Origin of the sequence: Streptomyces sp. NPDC002130 (assembly GCF_040296465.1) — a bacterium.
Classification (GTDB): Bacteria; Actinomycetota; Actinomycetes; order Streptomycetales; family Streptomycetaceae; genus Streptomyces.
In genome coordinates this window covers 1-1,249 of sequence record NZ_JBEOXI010000986.1, presented here as the reverse complement: position 1 = coordinate 1,249, position 1,249 = coordinate 1, and the positions used below count along the sequence as shown (strand labels likewise).

Here is a 1,249-nt window from a genome sequence, read left to right as displayed (position 1 = left end):
CCAGGAGGCGCAAGGTTTTGCCGGCGTGGGTGCGGAAATTGCTGCCCGCGTGCAGGAGCGGTGCTTCCACCATCTCCACGCCCCGGTGCTCCGGGTCAGCGGATTCGACATCCCCTACCCCGCGCCGAAGCTCGAGCGTCACCACCTGCCCAGCGTCGACCGTGTCCTCGATGCCGTCGATCGTCTGCAGTGGAACGACACTCCCGACACCCGTTGGGCGGTGACGGCATGAGCAATCAGGTATTCATGCTCCCCGACCTCGGCGAAGGATTGGCCGAGGCCGACATTGCGGAGTGGCACGTCAAGGTAGGCGACGTGGTCACCATCGATCAGATTGTCGTCGAGGTCGAGACCGCGAAAGCTGCTGTGGATGTGCCTATCCCGTTCGCCGGGACCGTGATCGAACTCCACGGCAAAGACGGTGACACCGTGAAGGTGGGTACGCCGCTGATCACTGTGAGTGGGGGCGACAGTGTCGACGCGGTCGTCTCGGCTAACCACGAGCGATACCGCGAAGAAGAACGTGCCGGTTCGGGTAACGTCCTGATCGGCTACGGCACCAGTGAGGATGCACCGAGACGCCGACGTCGGACTTCTTCGTCGGTACGCGTGATCTCGCCGATCGTCCGTAAACTGGCTGCCGACAACGATATCGACCTGTCTATCCTCTCCGGATCCGGTGCAGGCGGGGTCATCACCCGCGCTGATGTCGAGGCAGGTTCGAACACCGGCACGGAGACGGAAACGTCGCACGTGAGCGACCAACGCATCCCGATCAAGGGGCTACGCAAGGTAGTTGCCGACAAGCTGTCCACCAGCCGCCGCGAGATCCCTGACGCGACAACCTGGGTCGACGTCGACGCCACCGAACTGTTGGCGGCGCGAGCCGAGATCAACAAGTCACTGCCCGATTCCGACAAGATCAGCCTGATGGCGCTCCTGGCTCGGCTGACCACCGCCGCATTGGCGCAGTACCCCGAACTGAACTCGTCGGTCGACACGGCTCGAGGCGAGATAGTTCGACACGCCCGCATCCACCTCGGAATCGCCGCTCAGACACCGAAGGGATTGATGGTGCCGGTCATTCGCAATGCCGATTCACTGAACACTCTCGAACTCGCACAAGCACTTCGGGTGATCACCGACCTTGCCCGCGACGGGGTGGCTCCGCGACGTCCACTGCGACCCCGAAGAAGCGGTCCGCGCGGCCCAGGACCTGGGCGCGGCCAGGATGGCCCCCATGCACTGG

The 1,249-nt window shown here is 63.9% G+C and carries 1 protein-coding gene and 2 pseudogenes; all 3 read left to right on the top strand.

Annotated elements, in window-relative coordinates; genetic code table 11:
• On the top strand, positions 1–232 hold a 232-nt coding region (locus ABT116_RS47670), incomplete at its 5' end, for a transketolase C-terminal domain-containing protein (protein WP_351647701.1).
• Positions 229–1,101, top strand: a pseudogene (locus tag ABT116_RS47665) (dihydrolipoamide acetyltransferase family protein); the annotation flags it as partial. The gene ABT116_RS47670 and the pseudogene ABT116_RS47665, both read left to right, overlap by 4 nt.
• A 61-nt stretch (positions 1,102–1,162) precedes the next feature.
• Positions 1,163–1,249 (top strand): annotated as a pseudogene (locus ABT116_RS47660) (hypothetical protein); the annotation flags it as partial.